This is a genomic window from Azohydromonas caseinilytica, assembly GCF_012927045.1.
GTDB lineage: Bacteria > Pseudomonadota > Gammaproteobacteria > Burkholderiales > Burkholderiaceae_C > Azohydromonas > Azohydromonas caseinilytica.
In genome coordinates this window covers 23,169-46,484 of record NZ_JABBFW010000017.1, presented here as the reverse complement: position 1 = coordinate 46,484, position 23,316 = coordinate 23,169, and the positions used below count along the sequence as shown (strand labels likewise).

The 23,316-nt window shown below is 68.9% G+C and carries 20 protein-coding genes and 2 pseudogenes; 17 read left to right on the top strand and 5 right to left on the bottom strand.

Annotated features, from left to right (window positions below):
* The first annotated feature begins 40 nt into the window (after positions 1 to 40).
* The 14 genes and pseudogenes from HHL10_RS20350 (at position 41) to arsC (ending at position 14,425) form a co-directional block, all read left to right on the top strand.
* A complete protein-coding gene (locus tag HHL10_RS20350) occupies positions 41 to 973 on the top strand; it encodes a LysR substrate-binding domain-containing protein (protein WP_169162234.1) in 933 nt (310 codons plus the stop codon).
* Positions 974 to 1,628: 655 nt separating this feature from the next.
* Positions 1,629 to 2,572 (top strand): annotated as a pseudogene (locus tag HHL10_RS20345) (transposase); the annotation flags it as partial.
* Between the two features lie 354 nt (positions 2,573 to 2,926).
* Entirely contained in the window at positions 2,927 to 4,231 is a 1,305-nt protein-coding gene (locus HHL10_RS20340) for an MFS transporter (RefSeq protein WP_169162233.1), read from the top strand.
* 17 nt (positions 4,232 to 4,248) lie between these two features.
* Positions 4,249 to 5,430 carry a serine hydrolase domain-containing protein gene (locus HHL10_RS20335; RefSeq protein WP_169162232.1) on the top strand — a complete coding sequence of 394 codons (1,182 nt, stop codon included), beginning with the start codon at positions 4,249 to 4,251 and terminating at the stop codon, positions 5,428 to 5,430.
* A 60-nt stretch (positions 5,431 to 5,490) separates the two neighbouring features.
* A complete protein-coding gene (locus HHL10_RS20330) occupies positions 5,491 to 6,669 on the top strand; it encodes a serine hydrolase domain-containing protein (protein WP_169162231.1) in 1,179 nt (392 codons plus the stop codon).
* A gap of 32 nt (positions 6,670 to 6,701) precedes the next feature.
* A complete protein-coding gene (locus HHL10_RS20325; protein WP_169162230.1) occupies positions 6,702 to 7,445 on the top strand; it encodes a maleate cis-trans isomerase family protein in 744 nt (247 codons plus the stop codon).
* Positions 7,446 to 7,478: 33 nt separating this feature from the next.
* Positions 7,479 to 8,909 carry a dihydropyrimidinase gene (gene hydA / locus HHL10_RS20320; protein WP_169162229.1) on the top strand — a complete coding sequence of 477 codons (1,431 nt, stop codon included), beginning with the start codon at positions 7,479 to 7,481 and terminating at the stop codon, positions 8,907 to 8,909.
* Between the two features lie 35 nt (positions 8,910 to 8,944).
* A complete protein-coding gene (locus tag HHL10_RS20315; protein WP_169162228.1) occupies positions 8,945 to 9,697 on the top strand; it encodes an aspartate/glutamate racemase family protein in 753 nt (250 codons plus the stop codon).
* A gap of 56 nt (positions 9,698 to 9,753) precedes the next feature.
* Positions 9,754 to 10,458: a GntR family transcriptional regulator gene (locus tag HHL10_RS20310; protein ID WP_169162227.1), complete on the top strand. Its 705-nt coding sequence runs from the start codon at positions 9,754 to 9,756 to the stop codon at positions 10,456 to 10,458.
* A gap of 32 nt (positions 10,459 to 10,490) precedes the next feature.
* The gene (locus HHL10_RS20305) at positions 10,491 to 10,763 is read left to right on the top strand and encodes a fumarylacetoacetate hydrolase family protein (protein WP_169162286.1); all 273 of its coding nucleotides are present in this window, start codon (positions 10,491 to 10,493) and stop codon (positions 10,761 to 10,763) included.
* A 78-nt stretch (positions 10,764 to 10,841) separates the two neighbouring features.
* Positions 10,842 to 11,321 carry a BCCT family transporter gene (locus HHL10_RS20300; RefSeq protein ID WP_169162226.1) on the top strand — a complete coding sequence of 160 codons (480 nt, stop codon included), beginning with the start codon at positions 10,842 to 10,844 and terminating at the stop codon, positions 11,319 to 11,321.
* Positions 11,318 to 12,019 carry a MarC family protein gene (locus HHL10_RS20295; protein ID WP_169162225.1) on the top strand — a complete coding sequence of 234 codons (702 nt, stop codon included), beginning with the start codon at positions 11,318 to 11,320 and terminating at the stop codon, positions 12,017 to 12,019. The genes HHL10_RS20300 and HHL10_RS20295 overlap by 4 nt, the downstream gene beginning before the upstream one ends.
* A gap of 141 nt (positions 12,020 to 12,160) precedes the next feature.
* Entirely contained in the window at positions 12,161 to 13,942 is a 1,782-nt protein-coding gene (gene arsA, locus HHL10_RS20290) for an arsenical pump-driving ATPase (protein ID WP_169162224.1), read from the top strand.
* A gap of 57 nt (positions 13,943 to 13,999) precedes the next feature.
* The gene (gene arsC, locus HHL10_RS20285; RefSeq protein ID WP_169162223.1) at positions 14,000 to 14,425 is read left to right on the top strand and encodes an arsenate reductase (glutaredoxin); all 426 of its coding nucleotides are present in this window, start codon (positions 14,000 to 14,002) and stop codon (positions 14,423 to 14,425) included.
* On the opposite strand, the pseudogene HHL10_RS31390 reads toward arsC, so the two are convergent.
* The 5 genes and pseudogenes from HHL10_RS31390 to HHL10_RS20265 all read right to left on the bottom strand — a co-directional run.
* A pseudogene (locus tag HHL10_RS31390) lies at positions 14,409 to 14,616 on the bottom strand (Tn3 family transposase); the annotation flags it as partial. The gene arsC and the pseudogene HHL10_RS31390 overlap by 17 nt on opposite strands.
* A 51-nt stretch (positions 14,617 to 14,667) precedes the next feature.
* Positions 14,668 to 15,651 (bottom strand): tripartite tricarboxylate transporter substrate binding protein, encoded by a 984-nt coding sequence (locus HHL10_RS20280; protein ID WP_375138967.1) that lies wholly within the window; start codon positions 15,649 to 15,651, stop codon positions 14,668 to 14,670.
* Positions 15,652 to 15,686: 35 nt separating this feature from the next.
* On the bottom strand, positions 15,687 to 16,661 hold the full coding sequence (locus HHL10_RS20275; RefSeq protein WP_169162222.1) for a Bug family tripartite tricarboxylate transporter substrate binding protein: 975 nt from the start codon (positions 16,659 to 16,661) through the stop codon (positions 15,687 to 15,689).
* A gap of 41 nt (positions 16,662 to 16,702) precedes the next feature.
* On the bottom strand, positions 16,703 to 17,497 hold the full coding sequence (gene iolB / locus HHL10_RS20270) for a 5-deoxy-glucuronate isomerase (protein ID WP_169162221.1): 795 nt from the start codon (positions 17,495 to 17,497) through the stop codon (positions 16,703 to 16,705).
* Entirely contained in the window at positions 17,494 to 19,458 is a 1,965-nt protein-coding gene (locus HHL10_RS20265; RefSeq protein ID WP_169162220.1) for a bifunctional 5-dehydro-2-deoxygluconokinase/5-dehydro-2-deoxyphosphogluconate aldolase, read from the bottom strand. The genes iolB and HHL10_RS20265 overlap by 4 nt, the downstream gene beginning before the upstream one ends.
* Before the next feature lie 117 nt (positions 19,459 to 19,575).
* Here HHL10_RS20265 and HHL10_RS20260 point away from each other — a divergent pair, with 117 nt between their 5' ends.
* From HHL10_RS20260 to HHL10_RS20250, 3 genes are all read left to right on the top strand, one after another.
* The gene (locus HHL10_RS20260; RefSeq protein ID WP_375138966.1) at positions 19,576 to 20,481 is read left to right on the top strand and encodes a MurR/RpiR family transcriptional regulator; all 906 of its coding nucleotides are present in this window, start codon (positions 19,576 to 19,578) and stop codon (positions 20,479 to 20,481) included.
* A 283-nt stretch (positions 20,482 to 20,764) separates the two neighbouring features.
* Positions 20,765 to 22,762: an Ig-like domain-containing protein gene (locus HHL10_RS20255; protein WP_169162218.1), complete on the top strand. Its 1,998-nt coding sequence runs from the start codon at positions 20,765 to 20,767 to the stop codon at positions 22,760 to 22,762.
* Positions 22,763 to 22,903: 141 nt separating this feature from the next.
* Positions 22,904 to 23,311 (top strand): ester cyclase, encoded by a 408-nt coding sequence (locus HHL10_RS20250; protein WP_169162217.1) that lies wholly within the window; start codon positions 22,904 to 22,906, stop codon positions 23,309 to 23,311.
* Positions 23,312 to 23,316: the final 5 nt, after the last annotated feature.

The window sequence follows — 23,316 nt, the reverse complement described above, 5'->3', positions numbered from 1 at the left end:
AAACGATGATTTCTTCCTTCCGGTTTAGGAAAACTGAAGCATGAACATCGGCGCACCGTCGCAAGTGCATGCTCGGCTGAAGGTGTTTCTGGCCGCGGCGCGGCACCTCTCGTTCACGGAGGCAGGCGCAGAGCTGCACATCACGACCGGCGCGGTGAGTCAGCAGATCAAGGCGCTGGAGGCCTGGCTGGGCTTCAAGCTGTTCAGGCGCCTGACGCGCCGCATCGAGCTCACCGACGAGGGCCGGCGCCTGCAGGGGGCGGTCGAGCCGGCCTACGCGGCGGTGGACCTGGCAATTGGCCGCCTGCGCGGCGGTGCGCTCAGCGGTGTGGTGCGGCTGCGATCACTCCCCTCCTTCCTCGCCACCTGGCTGCTGCCGCGCATGCCGCGGCTGATGCAGCGTTATCCGGGGATCGAGCTGCAGGTGGAAGCCGAGGACAGCACCCGGTCGCTGCGTGAGGGCGAGTTCGACCTGGCGATCGATCTCAATGACGGCGCGCTGCCCGGCTTCCAGAGCACCGTGCTGATCGAAGAGGAGATTTTTCCGGTTTGTGCACCGGCGCTGATGCATGGGCGGCCGCCGCTGGAGGCTCCCGACCGTCTCGAACACTATCCGCTATTGCACGACATGACCGCTTGGCGGGGCAGCGCGCCCTACGCCGAGTGGGAACGCTACCTTCGCGCCATCGGTGCGCCGCATGTCGACGTGCGGCGCGGCTACATGTTCAACCGCAACCAGATCACGATACAGGCCGCCATCGCCGGCATGGGCGTGGCGATCGCCCGGCGCACGCTGACCACCGACGAACTGGCCAGCGGTCAACTTGTTGCGCCATTTGCGCAGTCGGTGCGCACGGGCAAGCGCTACTGCTTGGTCTATGGCGCAGGCGCGCTGGACGACCGGCGGGTATTGGCGGTCCATGACTGGATCGTGGCGGAAGCCCGCGAGGCGCAACCACATGTGCGTGTGTAGGTACAGGTCAGGTTGCGGATATTGCGCAGTAGCTCACTTTGCGCACGCCAGGGCAGGCTCACTCCAGCAGCAAACGTGGAGAGCCTTTTTAAGCAACATACCCGAGCTCTATTTTTTACCCAGCCCTTCTCCTGCTCCGCCCTGTCTTGTCCTGACTCAACCTGAAACACGGCGCGTGCAGGAAGAACACGGCCGGGCCTCAGCTTGCCTTGAAGTAGTCACGGCCGTGAGGGAGGCCAGGGTTGGGCGGGAAGGCCGGATTTTTCCTCCCCACCTCTCCCCGCCAAAGACGCGCCGACAAAGACAAGGCTCGGCAGGAAAGCCGGCTTCCCTGACCATCACACGGCAGGGATAGAGATGCCATCAGCGCCGGGGCAGAAACTACCAGTATGTTGTTTATTTAGAAACGATTGCACCTATGCACACGCCGCTGCACGCATGTGGAGCTGCAAGCCGACTGCGGCCAAGCTCTATGGTTGCGCCAGCATGCATACACAGGGCTGCGCCTGGTGGTCGGCTGGTCTAGGGGCCTGGGCGGCAGAACGGGGTCACAGACAATCGAAGGTTCGACCCGCGCATTGACCTGATGGCCACCAGCTGCCGCCCCTACGCACCCGACCAGCTCATGCTGCTGCCAGCCTCGCTGCAGGACTGGCTCGCGCGCGAGATGGGGCTGGTCAAGCTCGGCACGGTGGCCATCGACGGCACCAAGGCCAACGCCAGCCGCCACAAGGCGATGAGCTATGAGCGCATGCAGCTGGCCGAGGCTGAGCTCAAGGCCCAGATCGATGCGCTGTTGCAGCGAGCCAAGAGCATCGATGAGGCCGAGGCCAACGAGCCCGAGCTCGACATTCCGGCCGAGATCCAGCGGCGCGAGGTGCGCTTGAAGGCCATCACGCAAGCCCGTGAGCGGCTGGAGCAGCGCCAGCGCGAGGCCAACACCGAGCGCGGGCGCAGCGATGACGACGACCGACGCCCGCGCGGCCCGGACGGCAAGCCCAAAGGCGGGCGTTACAAGCGCGACTTCGGCGTGCCCGAGCCCAAGGCGCAGGAGAACTTCACCGACCCCGACAGCCGCATCATGAAGCGCACCGGCGGTGGCTTCGATCCCAGCTACAACGCGCAAACGGCGGTGGACGACACGGCGCACATCATCACAAGCCGCCGAACTTGGCAACAACGCGGCGGACGGCGGTCAGTTGCTGCCTTGTGCTGCAAGCCATCGAGACCAACACCGCTTCACTGCCTGAGCAAGACCTGGCCGATGCGGGCTATCGCAGCGAAGAGAACTTCAAGCAGCTCCAGGGCCCGACCACCGAGTGGGTGATCGCGCTTGGACGCGAGGGCAAGCAGCACGCCGAGCTCAATCTCGAGACCGATCCGCACACGGCCGCCATGTCGGCCAAGCTGCAAAGCGATGAAGGAAAAACCGCCTACCGGCGGCGCAAATGGATCGCAGAGCCACCCGACGGCTGGATCAAGAGCGTGCTCGGGTTCAGGCAGTTCAGCCTGCGCGGCCTGCATCGGGTGCAGGCCGAGTGGAAGCTCGTGTGCATGGCGCTGAACCTGCGCCGTATGAGCACGATGAGCGCCTCATGAAGGGCTCCACAGCCTCCAATGCCCTCCAACGTCACCGCAGCAATCCTTCACCGGCCGCCGTCAGACACAGCCTAGATCATACCCACCGCGATACCGTGGCAGACCTTGAACATCGGCACGCTGGGTAGTCTCAGAAAACTCTGCCGCCCAGGCTCCTAGGGGTTTGCCATGACTGATGACAGTATTGTCAACACTCTTGTTGACACCTATGGCGACGACACCTAGATTGCATCCACAGCCTTCGCTGCTTGTTGGACACGACACCGCCCTAGGCTGCCCTCCCGACCACCCCAGACGCGCTCCACACCCCGCCAGAGACCTCCCCAGAGGGCGCGCTGACCATTGGAGACATCGATGCAAGCCAACACGGCGACGCTCGCCAACCCCGCGCTCCAGCCCACCAAGGTGCGCTGGAAGATCTTCCTGATGATGTTGTTCCTCATCTCGATCAACTACATCGATCGGGCTTCGCTGTCGGTGGCCATGCCGCTGATCGCCAAGGAGTTCGACATCGGCCCCGCCACCCAAGGCCTGCTGCTGAGCTCCTTCTTCTGGACCTATGCGCTGATGCAGATCCCTGGCGGCATGCTGGCCGACCGCTTCGGCCCGCGCGTGACCATTGCCGGCGCCACGCTGGGCTGGGGCTTCTTCCAGGCCATCGCCGCGGCGTGCACCGGCTGGGTCAGCCTGCTGGTGACGCGCCTGGGCCTGGGCGCCGCGGAGGCGCCGATCTACCCGGCCGGCGGCAAGCTCAACGGCATCTGGATGACGCAGAACGAGCGCGGTCGCGGCGCGACGCTGCTCGACGGCGGCGCCCCCCTGGGTGCCGCGCTGGGCGCGATCCTGATCTCGGCGCTGATCGCCGCGCTGGGCTCGTGGCGGCTGGCCTTCGTCATCGCCGGTGTCGGCACCGTCGTGGCGGGACTTTTCGCCTGGAGTTACATCCGCAACCACCCGCGCGAGCATCCCGGCGTGAACGAGGCCGAGGCCCGCTACATCGAGGCCGCCCACGCCGAGGACCAGGCCAACGCACCCCAGGGTGCCAGCGGCCGCGTGCTGGACTTCTTCCGCTACCGCTCGGTGTGGGGCATGTTCTTCGGCTGGATGTGCTTCAACGCCCTGTTCTACGGCCTGCTGACCTGGATGCCCAACTACCTCTCCAAGGTGCACGGCTTCGACATCAAGCAGATGGGCGGCGCCGTCTTCATCATGTTCTTCTCGGGCTTCGTGGGCGAGATGGTGGGCGGCTGGATCGCCGACAAGTGGCGCGCCGCCGGGGCCTCGCAGGGCAAGGTGCTGCGCACGCTGTTCGGCATCGCCTCCGTGATCGCCACGGTCTCCATCTACATGGTGGCGCAGATCAAGGACCCGGTGACGGTGGTCGTGCTGCTGTCGGTGACGCTGTTCTTCCTGCGCTGGTGCGGCCTGTTCTGGTGCATCCCGTCGATCCTGGGCACGCGCGAGCGCGTGGGCTTCCTGGGCGGCACCATGAACCTGGGCGGCAACTGCGCGGGCATCGGCGTGCCCATCATCGTCGGGCTGATCGTGCAGGCCACGGGCTCGTACTTCATGGCACTGATGCTCTTCGCGGCGGCCGGCGCGGGCCTGTTCGTGTGCTCGACGCTGCTGATCGACTACAGCAAGAAGCTCCCGGTCTGATCGAAGGAGCCGCCACCATGAAACCACTCCTTCTCCAGGCCACCTTCGTGCTGGCCGCGGGCCTGGCGGCGGCACCGCTGCGGGCCCAGGCGGCCCCGGCGGACATCCCCGCCGCGGTGCCCGAGGCCGTCGGCGTCGATTCAGGCCGGCTGGTCCAGCTCTCCGAGTGGATCCGCCGGGACAAGCTCGACGTGCGCAGCCTGCTCGTGGTCAAGGACGGCAAGCTCGTCTTCGAGCGCTACGCCAGCGGCGTGGACCGCGACAGCAACCACGAGCTGTACTCGGTGACCAAGTTCGTGAGCGCGCTGCTGGTGGGCACCCTGGTGGGTGACGGCAAGCTGGCCGACACCGACCCGGTCGCGCCGCGCCTGGCCGCCGCGCGTCCCGACCTAACGCCGGCGCTGGCCGACAAGAAGGCCATCGAGCTGCGCCACCTGATGTCCATGTCCAGCGGGCTGTCCTACAAGCTGGTCGAGGGCACCGACACGCTGTACTACGGCGTCAAGGACCGTCTGGCCGTCGCGGCGGGCGCCGGCGTGCGCAGCGCGCCGGGCAGCGACTTCGACTACATCGACGTCAACCCGGTGCTGGTGGGCGCCACCGTGGCGCAGGCCGCCGCCCAGGCCGAGGACCGCTACGCCCGCTCGCGCCTGTTCGAGCCGCTGGGCATGGCGCACTACCGCTGGGACGGCGCGGACGGCCGCGGCGCCGTCTCGGGCGGCTGGGGCCTGCGCCTGCGCTCCATCGACATGGCCAAGCTCGGCCAGCTGATGCTGCAGCGGGGCCGCTGGAACGGCCACCAGGTCGTGCCCGAGAGCTGGGTGCAGCGCATGACCATGCCCTCGGGCCCCGCGACGGACTACGGCTACTACACCTGGGTCAACAACATCGTGAAGTCCGAGCACGAGTTCGGCGCGATGGGCTTCAAGGGCCAGTTCATCACCGTGCTGCCGCAGCACAACGCCGTGGTGGTGATGAACAGCATCATGTCCACCGACGGCGGGCTGCGCGATGCGAAGTACCTGCAGCTGTACCGGCGCATGGTCAACGAGTTCGTGCTCCCCGCGCTGCGCCCGGCCGCCCCGGCCGTGGCGTCGGCCGAGCGCGAGGCCGCGCTGCGCCGCGAGCTGGAGCTCGCACGGCAGACCCAGGGCGTCCCCGGCACGGCACTGGCCTTCAACGACAACCCCGAGCACTGAGCCGCCCCAGGCATGCGCGCGGCCTGCAAGGGCTGCGCGCCACCGAGGAGACAAGACCCCATGAATCGACTGCAACCCGTGCGGCGCGTCCTGGCGCTGGCCGCCACGCTCTTCATCGCCGCGGCGGCTCACGCCCAGACCGCGCCCACCGATTTCCCCGAAGCCGCGCCGGAGGCGGTGGGCATCGACTCGGCCAAGCTGGTCGAGCTGTCGCAGTGGCTGCGCCATGAAAAGCTCGACGTGCGCAGCCTGCTCGTCGTCAAGGACGGCAAGCTGGTCTTCGAGCGCTACGGCGACCAGCTCCAGCGCGGCCACAACTACGAGCTCTACTCCATCACCAAGAGCGTGAGCTCGCTGCTGGCGGGCATACTGGTGCAGGAGGGCAAGCTGTCGCTGGACGACCGGGCCGCCGACGTGGTGGGCCGCTGGCGTCCGGCCGTGGCGGCGGGCTTCGCCGACAAGCGCGAGGTCCGGCTGCGCCACCTGCTGAGCATGTCCAGCGGCCTGCACTACGACTTCAAGCCCAAGGACGATCCGATCTACTACGGCGCGCCCGACCGGCTGCAGCTCGCCGCCGGCACCCGGCAGAAGGAGCCGCCCGGGCGCAGCTTCGAGTACACCGACATCAACCCGGTGATCACCGCGGCCATGCTCAGCGCCAGCGCCGGCATGCCCGTCGAGCAGTACGCGCGCCGCAGGCTGTTCGAGCCGCTGGGCATGACGAATGCCGCCTGGGAGCGCGCCGACGCCACCGGGCTCGTTTCCAGCGGCTGGGGCCTGCGCCTGCGTCCCATGGACATGGCCAAGATCGGCCAGCTGGTGATGGACCAGGGCCGCTGGCAGGGCCGCCAGCTCGTGCCGCAGGCGTGGGTCCGGCAGATGACCACGCCGCAGGCGGCACCGGATTTCGGCCATTACTGGTGGGTCAACCACATCGTGCGCAGCGAACCCGAGGTGGACGCCATGGGCTTCAAGGGCCAGTTCATCGCCGTGCTGCCCCAGCGCCGCACGGTGGTGGTCATGACCAGCCTGCTGTCCATCGACGGCGGGCTGCGTGACGCCGACAACGTCAAGACCTTCAGGCGCATCGTCAACGACTACGTGCTGCCCGCCATCGACCGTGGCGCGCAGGACGCCGCCGGCCGCGGCGACGCGCTGCGCAAGGAGCTCGACCAGGCCCGCGCCACGCAGGGCGTGCCCGGCAGCACCGCCGACCCTACCGACACGCCGCGGCTGTGAGCCGCGCCCGCACCGCCACAGGACCCATCGCCATGACCCAACGCCACCGCATCGGGGTGCTGACCCCCTCCTCCAACACCGCGCTGGAGCCGCTGACCAGCGAGATGGTCTCGCGCGTTCCCGGCGCCTCCGCGCACTTCGCGCGCTTCACGGTGACGGAGATCTCGCTGCGCGACGCCGCGCTGCGCCAGTTCGACGACACGAAGATCCTCGAAGCCGCGCGGCTGCTGGCCGATGCGCGCGTGGACGTGATCTGCTGGAGCGGCACCTCCGCCGGCTGGCTCGGCTTCGACACCGACGAGACGCTGTGCCGGCGCATCACCGAAGCCACCGGCATTCCCGCCACCACCTCGGTGCTGGCACTCAACGAAGCCTTGCGCCTGCGCGGCGCACGCACGCTGGGCCTGGTGACGCCCTACGTGCCCGAGGTGCAGCAGCGCATCGTCGAGAACTATGCCGCCATCGGCATCGACTGCGTGGCCGAGCGTCACCTCGGCCTGCAGGTGAACTTCAGCTTCGCCGAGGTCACGCCCGAGACGCTGGGCGCGCTGGTGCGCGAGGTGGCGGCGCTGCGTCCCGATGCCATCACGACCTTCTGCACGAATCTGCGCGCGGCGCAGCTGGCCCGTGGCCTGGAAGCCGAGACCGGCGTGCCGCTCTACGACACCGTCGCCACCGTGGTGTGGAAGGCGTTGCAGCTGGCCGGCGCCGACCCCCGCGCGCTGCAGGGCTGGGGCAGCCTGTTCGAGGAGCAGCCGCTGCGCCGTGCCGCCTGAAGCCACCGAGACCTCTTTCTTGTGACCGATACCATGGACTCCCAACCCTTCGACCTCGTGGTCCGCAACGCGCGGGTCGCCACGGCCAGCGACACCTTCGACGCCGACATCGGCATCCGCGCCGGCCGCATCGTCCAGCTCGGCCTGGAGTTGCCGCGCGGCATGCGCGAGATCGATGCCGCCGGCCGCACCGTCACGCCCGGCGGCGTGGACGCGCACTGCCACCTCGACCAGCCGATGGAGGCGCCGGTGCGCATGGCCGACGACTTCGACAGCGGCACGCGCGCCGCGGCCTGCGGCGGCACCACCACCGTGATCCCGTTCGCGGCGCAGCAAAAGGGCCAGTCACTGCGCGCCGCGGTGCAGGACTACCACCATCGCGCCGAAGGCCGCGCCCACGTGGACCACGCCTTCCACCTGATCGTGAGCGACCCCACGCCGCAGGTGCTGGCCGAGGAGCTGCCGCAGCTCATCGCCGAGGGCTACACCTCGTTCAAGATCTACATGACCTACGACGACCTCAAGCTCGACGACGGCCAGATCCTGGACGTGCTGGAAGTCGCGCGGCGCCACGACGCCATGGCCATGATCCATGCCGAGAACGCCGACTGCATCGAGTGGCTGAGCAAGCGGCTGGAAGCCGGTGGCCGCACCGCGCCGCGCTTTCACGCGCACGCACGGCCGTTGCTGGTGGAGCGCGAGGCCACGCATCGCGCCATCGCGCTGTCGGAGCTGGTGGACGTGCCCATCATGATCGTGCATGTCTCCGGCCGCGAAGCGGTGGAGCAGATCCGCTGGGCGCGCGCGCATGGGCTGAACGTGTTCGCCGAGACCTGCCCGCAGTACCTGTTCCTCACGGCCGAGGACCTCGGCATCGACGACAGCTACCTGGGCGCGCGCTGCGTGTGCAGCCCGCCGCCGCGCAACCGCGACAACCAGCAGGTGATCTGGAACGGCCTGGCCGACGGGCTGTTCACCATCTTCTCCTCCGACCACGCGCCCTTCAACTTCGAAGGGACGCAGGGCAAGAGGCCCAATGGCGAGGAGGTGGCGTTCCGCCACATTCCCAACGGCATCCCCGGCATCGAAACCCGGCTGCCGCTGCTGTACTCCGAGGGCGTGCTCAAGGGCCGCATCACCCTCAACCGCTTCGTCGAGCTCACGTCCACCAACCCGGCCAAGGCCTACGGGCTGCACCCGCGCAAGGGCACCATCGCCGTGGGCAGCGATGCCGACCTGGTGGTGTGGCAGCACGGTCCGCGCACCCTGCGCAACGAAGCGCTGCACCACGCCGTGGACTACACGCCCTACGAGGGCATCGAGCTGCAGGCCTGGCCGGCGCTGACGCTGGCCGGCGGCGAGGTGGTGTGGGACGGCCGGGACTTCCATCCCCGTCCCGGCGCGGGCCGCTTCCTGCGCCGCGGCCGGCCCAGCCTGCTGCCGGCACGGCCCGACGCGGCCTGATGCGAAGTCCTTGTCCCCGTCCCGAGGAGTCCGTCATGAACCTCTTGCTCATCAACCCCAACACCTCGCAAAGCGTCTCCGACCTGATCGCGGCGGAGGCGCAGCGCGCGGCCGCGCCGGACACGCGCATCAGCGTGCTCACCGCGCCCTTCGGCGTGGCCTACATCGAGACGCGCTTCGAGTCGCTGATCGGCGCCTACGCCGCCGCCACGCTGGCCGCGGAGCACTGGCGCGAGCACGACGCCATCGTGGTGGCCGCCTTCGGCGACCCGGGCATCGCCGGCCTGCGCGAGGCGCTGGACATCCCGGTCGTCGGCCTGACCGAGGCGGCGCTGATGAGCGCCTGCCTGCTGGGCCAGCGCTTTTCCATCATCGCCATCTCGGCCCGCATCCAGGCGTGGTACCGCGAGACGGTGCAGGCCAACGGCCTCGCCGAGCGCCTGGCCAGCATCCGCAGCCTAGACCGGCCGCTGCAGGACATCGGCCGGGTGCAGGAAGACCATGCCGAGCGGCTGAAGGCGCTGTGCCTGTCGGCGGTGGAGGACGATGGCGCGGACGTGATCATCATCGCCGGCGCACCTCTGGCGGGCCTGGCGCGCTCGATCAAGTCGCGCATTCCCGTGCCGGTCGTCGATGGCGTTTCCAGCGCCGTGTGCCATGCGCAGAGCTTGGTGTCGCTGGTGCCGGTGCCTGCGCGCAGCGGCAGCTTCGCGCCGCCCCCGCTCAAGCCCAGCCAAGGCCTCAGCGAGGCCATGGTCCGCCTGCTGGCCGGAACGGACCGCAGGTGAAACTCGTCTGCTGCGCCTGCGCGAGCCCGCGGACCCCCACTTTAGAATCCAGCGCAATGCCTTCCAAAGCCACTGCACGCGCCGACGCCGCCGCGGCGCGTGAACACACGCTCGACGAGATCGTCGACAAGATCTCGGCGGCCATCCTGGAACATCGCCTGCTGCCCGGCACCAAGCTCGGCGAGGACCGCCTGGCCACCATCTTCGGCACCAGCCGCGCCCGGATCCGCGAGGTGCTGGCGCGGCTGGCGCACGACCAGGTCGTGGAGCTGGTGCCGCAGCGTGGCGCCTTCGTCGCCAAGCCGACCCGCGAGCAGGCGCAGGACGTGTTCGAGGCGCGCCGGCTCATCGAGCCCGGTGTGCTGCGCCGGCTCGTGGCCACCATCGACGACGTGAAGCAGCAGCGCCTGCGCCGACACCTCGACCTGGAAGCCGACGCGCGCCGCCGCGAGGACAAGCGCGCCATCGTGCGCCTGTCCGGCGAGTTCCACGTGTTGCTGGCCGAGCTTGCCGGCAACTCGGCGCTGCTGCGCAGCATGCGCGAACTCTCCACGCTGACCTGCCTGATCATTTCCCTCTACGACGCGCCCACTGCCACCAGTTGCCGCGCCGACGAACACGAGGAGATCGTGGCCGCGATCAAACGTGGCGACGTGGAGGCAGCGCAGTCGTTGATGCTGCATCATTTGGATCACATCGAGAGCAGCCTCGACCTCGAAGGCGGCAACAGCGAAGCCGATCTCGAAAGCATCTTCGCCTGAAAGGGGCCGCATGAGACTGTTCCGTCACGGCCATCGCCGGGCCGCCTGACGAGTTGCGATTGCCCGAGGGCTCGCAGGCAACGGATTGGGAAATGGAACTGGCGATCGTGATCGGCAGCACTTGCCGCCAAGTCCCGCAGGCGCAGGCGCAGGCGCAAGTGGCTGGCTATTGCTTGGCCAACGACCTGTCCGAGCGCAGCTGGCAGACCCAGCGCAACGGCCAGTGGACCAAGGGCAAGAGCTTCGACGGTTTGAGGATCGTTTCACCACCGGAAATGGCCACTTCACATCGCATGCGCCCATGAAACTAGGCACCCGCCTTGCTATTGCGCCTCTGCACTGGCAATGAGAAGTTGCCCGCCTCGCTGTGCCCGGAGTGCACCTTGGAATTGTCTGTTTCGGCCTGCCTGATCGTTGCCGTCGTGCTGCGGAGCGTGCTTGCGCCCGAAGGTCTGGCCGCGGTCTTCGACAACGCCTTGAACGTCATCACCCGCAACTTCGGCTGGTTCCATCCGTGGGTGGTGTTGGCCCTCGTGGGAGCGGCCATCGCGTTGGCGGGAGGCCGCCATGGACGGCTTCGGCTTGGCGGCGAGGACGAGAAGTCGGAGTTCTCCCGCGGCGCCTGGTTTTCCATGCTCTTCGCTGCGGGCATGGGAAACGGCCTGGTGTTTTGGGGTGTAGCCAAGCCGATCTTCCACTACGGCGAGCTGCCGCTGCCGGGTGTTGCCGCACGCACGATCGTCGCGCCGTGGCGCGGGGGGCGCACGAACTGGACAGCGCATGAACGCCACGAACGCGCCCTGGGGCGTCGACTCGAGAACCTGTCGGTCGAATTGCCCAGCAGGCCACCGGAGAAGCCATGAACGTGTGGGAGATCCTGGCTGCGCTTGGCCGAAGCTACCTGTTTGTGCTTGCGGCCCTGCTGCCCATCCTCAATCCGGCGGCGACGGCACCGATCTTCCTGGGCATGACCGAAGGGGCGAGTGTCTCCACCCGGCGGCTGCTGGCGCGCCGCATCGCGCGCAACACGTTCTTGCTGCTGGTGGGCTCGATGCTGGTGGGCTCGTACGTGCTCGACTTCTTCGGCATTTCGCTGCCCATCGTCCGTGTGGGTGGCGGCCTGATCGTCGCCACTGCTGCCTGGAGGCTGTTGTCGTCCACGCAGCAGCCGCTGGACCAAGGGACCGGCATTGCCGAAGCCTTCACGGCTGAGCAGGCGAGCCGCCAAGCCTTCTACCCGCTGACCTTTCCCATCAGCTGCGGCCCGGGGTCCATCGCGACGGCAATCACCGTCGGCGTGACGCTGCCTAATCCGCGCATGACACTTTCGCTGGCGAGCCTGTCAGGAGGCGTGCTTGCACTGGCCTCCGTCGGCGTGTTGATGTACTTCGCATTCCGCTACGCGCAGCACCTCCTGCGGCCGCTGGGCGAGGCGGGCACGGTGGTGTTCTTGCGGCTGTCGGCCTTCATCCTGCTGTGCCTGGGCGTGCAGATCGTCTGGGTTGGAGCCAGCGAACTGCTGCTGGAGGTGATGACTCGAGCTGGGCAGACCGGGCCGTGAACGCGCGGTGCAGGCCGCCGGTCCAGCTGCTCGCTCACGGCCCCAAGGCGTTACACATGTGGATTCTCCCGGGCGACTCGGCTCCGCCGGCCGCTCAACACCTGCGGCTGCAAGAGCTGACTTTTTCCAAGAAGAACACCCATGACCGCATCTGCCACCAATCTCCTGGCGCTGCTCGACGGCGCGCCGCCCTTCCTCTTCTTCACCGGCAAGGGGGGCGTGGGCAAGACCTCGCTGTCGTGCGCCTGCGCGCTCTCGCTCACCGACGCGGGCCGGCGGGTGCTGCTGGTAAGCACCGACCCGGCCTCCAACCTCGACGAGATGCTCGCCACGCCGCTGGACAACCACCCCCGCCCGGTGCCCGGCGCGGCAGACCTGCAGGCCATGAACATCGACCCGGAGGCTGCGGCCGAGGCGTACCGGCTGCGCGTGATCGGCCAGATGGCGCCTGGGAGCACCGAGGCCGAGCGCGCCACGGTGCGCGAGCAGCTCTCGGGCGCGTGCACCACGGAGATCGCGGCCTTCGACGAGTTCGTGGCGCTGCTCGCCGACGGCGCACAGGGGTTCGACCACGTCATCTTCGACACGGCCCCCACCGGCCATACCTTGCGGCTGCTGAGCCTGCCCAAGGCCTGGAGCGGCTTCCTGGAGGGCAACGATCGCGGCGCCTCGTGCCTGGGCCCGCATTCGGGACTGAAGATGCAGGAGGCACGGTTTCGGCAGGCGCTGCAGGCCCTGGCCGACGCGCAGCGCACGCGCGTGGTGCTGGTGACTCGGCCGGACGCGCCGGCGCTCAAGGAAGCCGCACGCACGCGCGCCGAACTGGTGGCGCTGGGCTTGGCCAACCAGTGGCTGGCCATCAACGGCGCGCTCATGGAGGACGCCGGCCACGATGCCGTGGCCGCGGCGCTGCAGGCCCAGCAGCGGGCCGCGCTCGACGCCATGCCCGAGAACCTGCGTACCCTGCCTCGCAGCCTCGTGCCGCTGCGGGGCTTCGACATGGTGGGCCTGCCGGCGCTGCGCGCGCTGCTGGACGACGCTGCCGCGCCGCCGCCGCAGGCGGCCGCGCCGGCGGCCATGGCGGGCGTGCAGCCGCTGGGCGCCCTGGTGGACGAGCTCGCGCGCGCGCCTCACGCGCTGATCATGGTCATGGGCAAGGGCGGCGTGGGCAAGACCACCATCGCCGCAGCGCTGGCCGTGGCCCTGGCCGAGCGCGGCAAGTCGGTGCACCTCTCGACCACCGACCCGGCCGCGCACCTGGCCGCGACGCTGGAGGACGGCAGCGTGCCGGGCCTGCAGGTGGACCGCATCGACCCGCACGCCGAGACGCAGCGCTACATCGACAAGATCATGGCCTCCAAGGGCCGAGGCCTGGACGAGGCGGCGCGCGCGCTGATGCTGGAGGACCTGCGCTCGCCCTGCACCGAGGAGGTGGCGGTGTTCCATGCCTTCTCGCGCATCGTCTCGGAGGCGCGCAGCGCCTTCGTGATCCTGGACACCGCGCCCACGGGCCACACGCTGCTGCTCATGGACGCCACGGGCGCCTACCACCGGCAGATGGTGCGCGACTTCGAGGGCGCGGCCAGCACCCGCGTGGTCACGCCGCTGATGCGGCTGCAGGACCCGAGCTACACCCGCATCGTGCTGGTGACGCTGCCCGAGACCACGCCGGTGTCGGAGGCCGCGGCGCTGCAGGAGGACCTGCGCCGCGCGCGCATCGAGCCCTTTGCCTGGGTCGTCAACCGCAGCCTGGCCGCCTCGGGCACGGCCTCGCCGGTGCTGCGCAGCCGCATCGCGGGCGAGCACGCGCAGATGCAGCGCGTGGCCGGTAGCCTGGCGCAGCGGGCGTTCGTGGTGCCGTGGTGCCCCGAGCCCCCCATCGGCATCGATGCGCTCGAGCAGCTAGCCAGCGAGCAGAGCTGAGCCCGCGACGGCACGGCCCGTGCCATGCCGCAAGACGACAAGAGAGAACCAAGCCCCATGACCGACGTCACGATCTTCCACAACCCCGCCTGCGCTACCTCCCGCAACACGCTGGCCCTCATCCGCCACGCCGGCATCGAGCCCACCATCGTCGAGTACCTGAAGACCCCGCCCAGCAAGGAGCAGCTGCGCGAGCTGGTGGCCGCCACGGGCCAGGGCGTGCGCGCGCTGCTGCGCGAGAAAGGCACCCCCTACGCGGAGTTGGGCCTTGCCGACCCGAAATGGAACGACGAGCAGCTGCTGGACTTCATCGTGCAGCACCCCATCCTCATGAACCGTCCGGTGGTCGTCACGCCGCTGGGCACCAAGCTGTGCCGGCCGTCTGAAGGCGTGCTGGAGCTGTTGCCGGTGGGCCAGTTGGCGCCCTTCACCAAGTCGGATGGCGAGGTCGTGCACGACAGCGGGGTGCGGCGCGGCTGCTGATGGCATGGATCTCGTCCGGGCGCCGGCCGCGCTCGGGTGCGATGCGGCCGCTGTAGACCGCGCGCTGCACCTGGTGCACCGACTCGCCGCGGGAGGGCAGCGTGTGATCTCGCGCCGGAAGTCCTCCACGGCCAGGTCAGGTAGTCGCACAGGAACACCGTGCGAAGCAGCCGTCCCGGATTCTTGGTTGCCAAGACAACGGTTGTGTACGACGGTCCTCTTCACGCTTGCCAGACGTGGTGCTATGGCTTGATGTCGAGCTTGTCGATCAACTGCTTGAACGTCGCGCTGTCGCGTGCGATCAGCGCCTTGAACGCCGCTTCGTCGAGGTAGCCCTCGCCCATGTTCTGCTTGGCCATCGCCTCCTTCATGGCGGGCTCCTGCAGCGTCTTGGCCATCGCGGAGCGCAACGCCGCAATGACCTCGGGCGGCGTGTTCTTCGGTGCAGCCAGGCCGCGCCAGCCGCCCACCGCCAGGTCGATCTTGCGCTCCTTGAGCGTGGGCACCTGGTCCCAGTTGCCGCCAATGCGCTGGTCGGCCATCACGGCCAGCGGCCGGACCTTGCCTTCGGCCACATAGGTGGCCACCTCCACGGGGGTCACCGCCACGGCCTCGATATGGCCGCCCAGCAGGTCCATCACGGCGGGTGATGCACCACGATACGGCACATGGCTCAAACGCGTGCCGGTCTTGTCCTCCAGGGCCGCAGCGGCCAGGTGGCCCAGCGATCCGGAACCCGCATTGCCCACGCGAACCGTGCCGGCGCTGCGGCGCGCACCCGCGATGAAGTCCTCGATGGTCTTGTACGGCGAGTCGTTGCGCACCGCGATGGTGGCTGGATCGGCATTGAGGCGCACGATCGGCACCAGGTCGGCGGCCGTGAACTTCACCAGGCCCATGTGGGGGATCATGGTGAGCTCCACCGTGATGATGGCCAGCTTGTAGCCGTCAGGCCTGGCATTGACCAGCTCGGCCCAGCCGACGCCGCCACTGGCGCCGGCCTTGTTCACCACCACGAAGCTCTGGGGCAGGTGCTTGCGGGCCGATTCGGCCAGCGCGCGCGCCAGCACGTCGGTTCCCCCGCCTGCGGCGAAGGGCACGATCAGTTCAATGGGCTTGGCCGGGTATCCGCCCGATTGCGCTGCGGCAGGCAGGGCCGCACAGGCCCAGGCGCCCGCCAGCATGCCGCAGAGCGTGCGGCGGCTGAGTAAGGTATGGCCGTCCATCTCTGTTCCCTGTCGACGAGGTTTGGTATCCAGGCTCAATCCAAGTGGATGTTGGCCGTCTTGATCACACCGGCCCAGAGCTTTTGCTCGCTGCGCACGAAATCGGCGAACTGCTGGGACGTCATCGGCATCGGCTGGATACCGAGCTCCTCCAGCTTGGTGCGGGTGTCGCCGTGGTGCAGCGCGGTCACGAGGTCGCGGTTGAGCCGCTCCACGAGTGCGGTGGGCAGCTTGGCCGGGCCGACGAGGCCTTGCCAGGCATAGGCCTCGAAGCCGGGCAGCCCGGCCTCGGCCATGGTCGGCACGTCGGGCAGCAGCGGCAGGCGCTGGGGCGTGGCCACGGCCAGCACGCGCAGCTTGCCGCTCTTGATCATCGACAGGCTCGGCGGCAGGTCCACGAACATCGAGTCCACCTGGCCTGCCATGAGGTCCTGCAGCGCCGGCGCCGAGCCCTTGTACGGCACGTGCAGGATGTTGGCGCCCGTGCGCTGCTTGAACATCTCCAGGGCCACGTGCAGCGGCGATCCCGGCCCGGAGGAGGCGGAGGACACGCCGCCGGGCTTTTGCCGCACCAGCGCCATGAACTCCTGGAGGTTCTTGGCCGGGAAGTTGGGCGTGACCGCCAGCACCAGCGGCATCTTTCCCAGGCCGCCGATGAAGGTGAAGTCCTTCTCGGCGTTGTAGGTGAGGCTGGCGTACATCGCCGGGTTGAACGCCAGCGTTCCGGAATCCGCGGTCCCGACCGTGTAGCCGTCCGGTGCCGAGCGGGCGATCGCGGTGGCGCCGATGATGCTGGCCGCGCCGGGCTTGTTCTCGATGATGACGGGCTGGCCCATGTCGCGACTCATCTTGTCGGCCAGGCGCCGGGCCATCACGTCGGTCGTGCCGCCGGGCGCGTACGGCACCACCCACTTCACGGGCTGCGCCGGAAAGGTCTGCGCCTGGGCGCTGACGCTGCAGGCCAACACGCCGGTGGCCAGCACGCCGGCCAGGTGGGTCTTGAGGCTCATCGTTGTCTCCTTGTGGTCGAGTTGTGGTGGCGGCGCGCGGCTCAGCGGGAGGCCACGATCCATTCGTGGGCCGGGTCGTTGCGGAACGCCCAGCGCCGCTCGGGGCCGGCCATGGTGTTGAGGTAGTACAGGTCGTAGCCGTGGGGCGCCACGCAGGGGTGGTAGCCGCGCGGCACCAGCACCGTGTCGCGGTGCTCGACCGCCATCGCCTCGTCCAGGCTGCGGTCGTCCGTGTAGACGCGCTGGAACGCGAAGCCCTGCTCCGGCCGGAGCTGGTGGTAGTAGGTTTCCTCCAGCGACGTCTCCTGCTCGCTGGCGCTGTCGTGCTTGTGCGGCGGGTAGCTCGAGGAGTGGCCGGCCGGGGTGAGCACCTCCACCACCAGCAGTCGCTCGGCCGGCTCGGACTCGGGCAGGATGTCGCAGACATGGCGCGTGTTGCTGCCCTGCCCGCGCACGCTGCGCCTCATCTGCGTCGGCTCGATCACGCGCTCGGCATAACGGCCGCTGGCCGGTGCGCTGCTCAAGCCCAGCTCCGCCGGGCCGCGCGCCGCGATGCGCACCGACCGGCCCGGCGGCACGTACACGGCCGTGGGACTGACCGGGTCGAACACCGAGGCACGGCTGCCCAGCGCGCTGTAAGTCCGGTCACCCAGCTGCACATCCACGGTTCCGGTGAGCACCGTGATGCACAGCTCCGTGCTGCCTGTCGTGAAGCTCTCCACGTCGCCACCGGACAGGCGCAGTGCCCGGAAGCCGACATAGCGCCAGTGCGCGGACTGCGGCGTCACCTCGGCCACCACGCGGCCGCTCTTGTTGGCCTTGACGAGCAGGCTCATGCCGTCACCTCCTCGGCGCACAGGGCCTGGGCACCGCGGCTGGCGCGCCAGCCCTCGATCAGCCGCAGGAAGTTGGCACCGACCTGGCGCCGGAACTCGGCGTCGTCGATTTGCCCCTGCAGCCACGCCAGGCTGGGCTGGGCCCACACCGAGCGTCCGATCATGAAGCCCTTGGCGATGGGCGAACGGGCCTGGGCAAAGGCTGCCAGCAGCTGCTCCAGCGGCTGCGACAGCCCCAGGATCACGGCGCCGCGGCAGTACGGGTCTTGCTGCTGCACCAGGGTGTCCAGGGCCCGCCAGTTCGCAGCCGACATGGCCGGCACCTTCCACCATTCGGGCTTGAGGCCCAGCGCGTACAGGCGGCGGATGGCCCGCACGACCGCTTCCCCGGTGTCGTCGGTGCTCAGCATGTCCGTGGGCGGGATCACCTCCAGCAGCAGCTCATGGCCGCTGGAGCGGGTGGCTTCCCAGACCTGCTGCAGCCACTCTTCCTGCTCGGCGCGCAGCGCCGGCGCGTCGTCGGGGTGGTAGAACACCAAGCACTTGACGACCTGCTCCTGCGGCCAATGCACCAGCTCGGACGCCAGCGAGTGGGTACCGTCAAAGCGCAGCGGCCGCGAGCCCGGGCGCTCAATGGGGCGCCCCACCCACCAGCCCCGTCCCGTGGCATCGTGCAGCGCGGCCTCGCCCAGCCGTCCGTCGATGAGCACGCCGAGCCGGCCTTGGCAGCGCGGGTCCTGCCCGACGTCGGCAACCACCTGGGTGATGAGCTTCTTGAGCTGCGGGATGCAAGCCGCGTCAGTTTTCGCCTGGCGGGCGAGCTCCTCGAACTGGGACCGGTGGTCGTAGGCCAGCACCATCAGCTCCGGCCACTGCGCCCGGCGGGCGGTGACCCGGTGCAGGTGCGACAGCACCGGGTCCCGGTCGGGCCGGGGATGGCGATGTCCGCTGAACCAGTGCTCCAGCTCCGCAAGGGTAGGCATGGCCGGCGCGCAGCCATGGCGCGAGACGACGATGGCGCCACAGGCGTTGGCAATGCGGGCCGAGGTCTGGAAGTCCTTGCCGGTCAGCAGCCCGTACAGCAGTCCCGAGGCAAAGGCATCCCCGGCGCCGAGCACGTTGAGCACCTCCACCCGCTCGCCCAGCACCGTGAGCGCGTCGTCGAGCGCGGCGGGAATGGTGCCCTGGATGATGCTGCAGCCCAGCGGCCCGCGCTTGACCACCAGCACGGCGGCGGTGCACTCCCGTACCCGGCGCAGGCAGGCCATCAGGTCGCCGTCCACACCGCCGGCGATCATCCACTCCTCCTCGGTGCCGATGATCAGCTCGAAGGCGCCAAGCTGCGCCTGCAGGTGCTGGCTGACGGCCTGGCTGCCGACGTAGCGGGTCTCGCCGTCGCCCTTGGAGGTCAGTCCCCACAGCACGGGGCGATAGTCGATGTCCAGCACCCGCACCACGCCATGGCGGCCCGCGATCTCCAGCGCGCGGCGGCTGGCCTCCAGCACGGTGGACGTGCTCAGGTGCGTGCCGGTGATGACGAGGCTGCGGCACCGGGCCAGGAAGTCCTCGCTGAGGGCCTGCGCGTCGATGGCCATGTCGGCACAGTTCTCGCGCACGAACAGCAGCGGGAAGGTGTCCTGGTCCTTGATGCCCAGCATCACCATGCCTGTGAGGCGCTGCGGGTCGGTCTGCACCTGGCTGACGTCACAGCCCTCGCGCTGCAGCGTGCGCAGCAGGAAGCGGCCGTTTTGCTCATCGCCCACGCGCGAGACCATGGCCGAGCGCAGCCCGAGCCGGGCCGTGCCGAAGGCCATGTTCGCCGACGAGCCCCCCAGGTACTTGGCGAACGTGGTGGCGTCCTCCAGGCTGCAGCCGTACTGCTGCGCGTACAGGTCGACGGCCAGCCGGCCAAGGCAGGCAACATCGAAGGCTCGGTCACTTGGGAAAGGCAAGGTGCTCATGGCGTCACTGGAGAGGTTGGCTTGGCGAACCGGCCGCTGGCGCAAGCCGCTGCCGGTGGCCCGTATCGAGCCTGGAATGGAACATAATTTCTAAAAATTGGAAAGTAGAAAATGCCCGTGAGTCGTGAAGACCGAGCAGCGCCGCCGTTCGCCAGCGCGGAGCAGTTCCTGGCTGCCGTGCACGACGGCTACGAGGGATTGAGCCGCCAGCTCAAGACCATTGCCCGGCACGTGGAGAAGAGTCGCGAGCAGATCGCCCTGGAGGGCATCCAGGAAACGGCGCGCCAGTGCGAGGTGCAGCCGTCCGCCGTCGTGCGCTTTGCCAAGCACTTCGGCTTCTCGGGCTACTCCGAGATGCAGGCGCTCTTTCGCAGCAGTGCCGCACAGCAACTGGCGCCCAACCGCGACTACCAGCACCGCATCCGCGATCTGGTGCAGAGCGACCCCGGCGCCATGTCCGCGGCGCTCATCGCGCACCAGGTGATCCAGGGCAGTGTCGACAGCCTCCAGGCGCTCGAACGCGGCTTGTCGGATGAACGTTTCGACGAGGCGGTGGCGCTGATGCTGGAGGCGCCCGCGTTGTGGCTGGCCGCATCCCGGCGGTCATTCCCCGTCGGTGCCTACCTGGCCTATGCGCTTCAGCACACGGGAAAGCCCGTGCACTGGCTCAGTGGCCTGGGACACATGCACCTCGGGCAACTGCACGCGCTGGCCCAGGGCGACGTGCTGGTCGCCGTCTCGTTCGAGCCCTACGCCAGCGAGACGCTGGAGATCGTGCGCTCGGCGCAGCAGCGAGGGGCCAGGGTATTGGCCATCACCGACAGCAAGCTCAGCCCGATAGCAACCAATGCGGCCGTGACGCTGCTGGTGCAGGACGCCGCGACGTTCGGCTTTCGCTCACTGACCAGCACGCTGTGCCTGGCACAGTCGCTGTTCCTGGGGCTGGCGTACCGGATGGAGTTGGCCTACGGCAGGCAGCCCGCTGCGCCGGTGAACGGACAACACCAGGGCCAAAACAGCTGACCCGATGGGCCCCCCGCCCCTTTCGCGATTCTCGGCGGTCAGCCTCGATGGCGACGGCACGCTGCTCGACAGCGAGCCGCCGGCATGGGCAGCCATCGTGCACGAAGCACTTGCGCTGGGCGTCGGACCAGTCCGTGCTGGCGGACCTGCACACCTTGAAGGGGTTGCCAGCGGTTGAGCCTGTCTGTCATGCAGTTGCCCATAAACCCCGCCTGACGTCGTATTCATCGACCCCGGCTGCAGCACATCGGCGCACGATCGCCCGCGCGAGGAGGAGCCCGGGATGACACACGCACTGGCGGCAAGCATCGTCCTGCGTCTGCACGGCATCGCCGCGGTCCTGCTGAGCGCGGTGATGTTGGTCCTGCTGGCAGGGACTGCACCCGTGCGCGGCGGTGCGCAGGCGCAGGCGCAGGCGCAGGCGCTGCACGATCCCGACCTCAGCGTCGTCATCCCGCCGGGGCGCATGGCGGTGGTGGGCACGGGCGCCGACCGGGTGTTCCAGTACACCCATAACACCTTCAACGGCGGCTCGGGGCCGCTCGTGATCCAGCCCGAGTACAACGCCTCTTCCGGTGCCTACCTGGGCACGCAGTACGTCTATGCCTTCGAGGCCGGCAAGTGGACCCTGGCGCGGCGCGTCCGCGTCGCTGGCGGCTTCATCTTTCATGAGGCCCACGGGCACTTCCATTTCCCGTTTGCCCGCTTTGGCCTCTATGCCGTCGGCAGCGACGGCCGCCCGGGACGCCCGGTGGCCAGCAGCGCAAAGATCGGCTTCTGCATCCACGATTCCTTCATCTACGCGCCCGAGCTGCCCCACGCCGGCGAGCTGGGCAACCTGGGCTCGTGCGCCGACCCGACGTCGCTGCAGGGCTTGAACATTGGCGCCGTGGACGAGTACGACAGGAGCGACCCGGGGCAGTCCATCTCCCTGGCCGGCGTGCCCGATGGCACCTACTGGCTGCGCGCCGTGGTGGACCCGGACAACTTCCTGGCCGAGAACGACGAGAGCAACAACGAAACCGACGTGCTGGTCCGCATCAGCGGCAACACCGTCACGGAGCTGAGGCAGGTCGTACCCAAACTGCCGCCACCACCGGCCATCCGGCTGGCTTCCCCTGCGGACCTGAGCCAGGTCACCGGCACGGTCACGCTCAAGGCCGGCACCGTCGCCGGCAGCAGCGTGCAGTTCCTGCTTGATGGGCGGCCCCTGGGTCGGCGCGTGGCCGCGCCCTTCACCCTGGCCTGGAACACGGCCACCGTGCCCGACGGCGTGCACTGGCTGGCGGTGCAGACCACTGCCCCGACCTCGGGTCGCACCGGCACCTCGCCCGTGGCGCGGGTGAAGGTCGCCAACGGCGGCACCGTGGCGCCGAGCGTCACGCTCACCAGTCCCGAAGCCGGCGCCACCTTGTCTGCCGTCACGGCACTGGGCGCCTCGGTGGCGTCGTCGTCGCGCATCACCGGCGTGCAGTTCTATGTGGACGGCGCTCCCGTGGGCGCGCGCCTGACCGCCGCACCTTACCTGCTGTACTGGGACAGCCGCACCGCGTCCGACGGCAGTCATGAGATCGCCGCACGGGCCACCGATGCCTACGGGCTCACGGGCACCTCACCCGCCGTACGCGTGACGGTGGACAACTCGCGACCACCCAATGCCATCCGCATCGACGCCCTGGCGTCGCGCGACGGCAGCGACGCCATGACGACGCCGCCGTTCTCGACCACGGACAAGTCGGACCTGCTGGTCGCCTTCGTTGCCTACGATGGTCCGCGCGACATCAGGCAGGCCGCCCGCGTGAGCGGCGCCGGCCTGGCCTGGCGCCTCGTGATGCGCGCCAACACCCAACTCGGCACCTCCGAAATCTGGGCCGCCAAGGCGAGCTTCGTGCTGAGCCGGGTGACCGTCACCGCGCGGCCCATGGCCACCGGGTATCACGGCGCGCTGGTCGTGATCGCGTTCAGCAATGCAGCGGGGACCGGCGTCACCGGCCGGGCCGGTGCGCCGGAAGGCGCCCCGGAGATCTACCTGCCGGGTATTTCGGCCGGCAACTGGGTGTTCGCCGTGGGCAACGACTGGGACCGGGCCACGAGCCGGGTGCCCGTGGCTGGGCAGATCCTCCTGCACCAACGGGTGGACAGCACGGTCGGCGACACGTTCTGGGTCCAGGCGACTGCCACGCCGTCCACGGCCAATGCCCTGGTCACGATCCGTGACGAAGCACCGACGACGGACCAGTGGAACTACGCCGCGGTGGAGATCGTGGCGACGCGGCCGTAGCGTCGGCACGCAAGCGGGCAGCGTTGTCCGCGATCGTTCCAAGGAGGCTACGGCGCTTGGCCAGCGCAACTGCCGCAGCCCGCCGGTGTGTCTGCCCATGCGGCAAACTGAGCGCGACAACTGCACAAGAAACGGAACGCCATGTCGTCCGAGGAAGAGAACAAGGCCGTCGTCATCCGCTACGTGGATGCGTTCAACCGTGGAGACCTGCAAGCGCTTCGCGGCCTGCTGGCCGACGACGCTGAAATCCAGGGCGTCATGGGCAAGGGCCTGTTCGAGAAGGTCGAGCCCGTCTGGCGCCAGCTCATCGAGGGCTACGGCATGCAACTGCGCATCGAGGAACTCGTGGCCGAAGGGCGCATCGTGGCCGCCAGGTACACCGAGACCGGCACCTTCACCAGGCCGGCCTTCGGGCATGAGCCCACGGGCAAGTCCTACGAGCTGGTGGCGATGGAGTTCTTCGAGATCGAGGGCGGCAAGATCAAGCGCCGCTGGGGTGCCCGGGACTCCGCTTCGCAACTGCGGCAGCTCGGTGTGCCTGCGGCATGACAGCG